Consider the following 994-nt stretch of genomic DNA (forward strand, 5'->3'; position numbering starts at 1 on the left):
AGATGCTCCCAGTCCCCGCGCAATTCGGCGAGCGCTTGCTTGCCGATGATGCGCTCGCCCTTTTCGTTCTCGACCGGGAGTTCACCGGAACGCGAAGCGTAGTTCATCATGGCTGCCGCCCGGATGCCGCCGCCATAGGAGGCAAGCTTGACCACCGCCGGTTGGCTTCCTCGAGCGAGCGCCGCAAACCGAGCATGCATTGGCCGGCCACCACCGGTTCCGCGGAAAGCAACGGCGCGGCCCTGCCGCCGCGCGCCGCCGCGACCACCGACACCCGCCGGCAGATGGGCAACCCCTCCCCTTCGCGGCCGGTCCCAGTCGAGCTCCTCGTGCTCGCCCATCTGCAATTCGTGCAGCAGCGCCGCGCGCCGGCGCTCCCAATCCCGCTCGAAGGCGCCCAGGAAGAACTCCATCACGTCGACTCACCGCGCCGGGCAGCGCCGGCACGCTTCGTCATCGCAGCGAGCTCGACCGCGACCGTGGTTGCGATCGCGCAGGCATCGTCGATTGCTCCTTTGAGATCCGAGCCAGCCACAGACCGACTTCCATTAAGGGCGCGGGCAATCTGATTGAGGTTGCCGCCAACGACGCGCATGTCCTGGATGAGCATCTCGAGGACCGCCCGATCTTCCCTGTTCATGAACGGCCGGACACCGGCGCCCTCGAGCGAGAGCGACCGGATAAAAGCCGAAACGGAAAGACCGGCTTGCTCCGCTGCGGTTTCTACAGCTGATATCTCATCCTCCGCAAAGCGGATGTGGGCGACCTTCTCCCGCCTAGCGGCCCGTCGTGAACGCAATGCGTGCGGCGCTTTCATCGGCGATCTTTCCTGCCTTTGCGGCCGCAGGCCGCGGATCGAGGGCTTGTTCCTCGATTGTCAGGAAAAATGTATCACATTTTTCCGTATCCTGCCAACTCAAACCGACATTGAATTTATCCTAACACTGCCGACATTCCATTTTTCTATGGTCATTATGACTCTACATTTCTATAC

General features: G+C 62.5%; 1 protein-coding gene and 1 pseudogene. Both read right to left on the reverse strand.

Annotation, left to right across the window (positions count from 1 at the left end; all coding sequences use genetic code 11):
- Nucleotides 1-413, reverse strand: a pseudogene (locus EN742_RS35990) (hypothetical protein); the annotation flags it as partial.
- Complete coding sequence (locus EN742_RS35995) at nt 413-817, reverse strand: plasmid mobilization relaxosome protein MobC (protein ID WP_128333940.1); 405 nt, start codon at nt 815-817, stop codon at nt 413-415. The gene EN742_RS35995 and the pseudogene EN742_RS35990, both read right to left, overlap by 1 nt.
- Nucleotides 818-994: the final 177 nt, after the last annotated feature.

The organism is Mesorhizobium sp. M4A.F.Ca.ET.020.02.1.1, assembly GCF_004022645.1.
Lineage (GTDB): Bacteria > Pseudomonadota > Alphaproteobacteria > Rhizobiales > Rhizobiaceae > Mesorhizobium.

Excerpts from the sequence above, each read along its gene's own strand:
- EN742_RS35995 (WP_128333940.1), bottom strand. The coding sequence starts at position 817 with ATGAAAGCGCCGCACGCATTGCGTTCACGACGGGCCGCTAGGCGGGAG.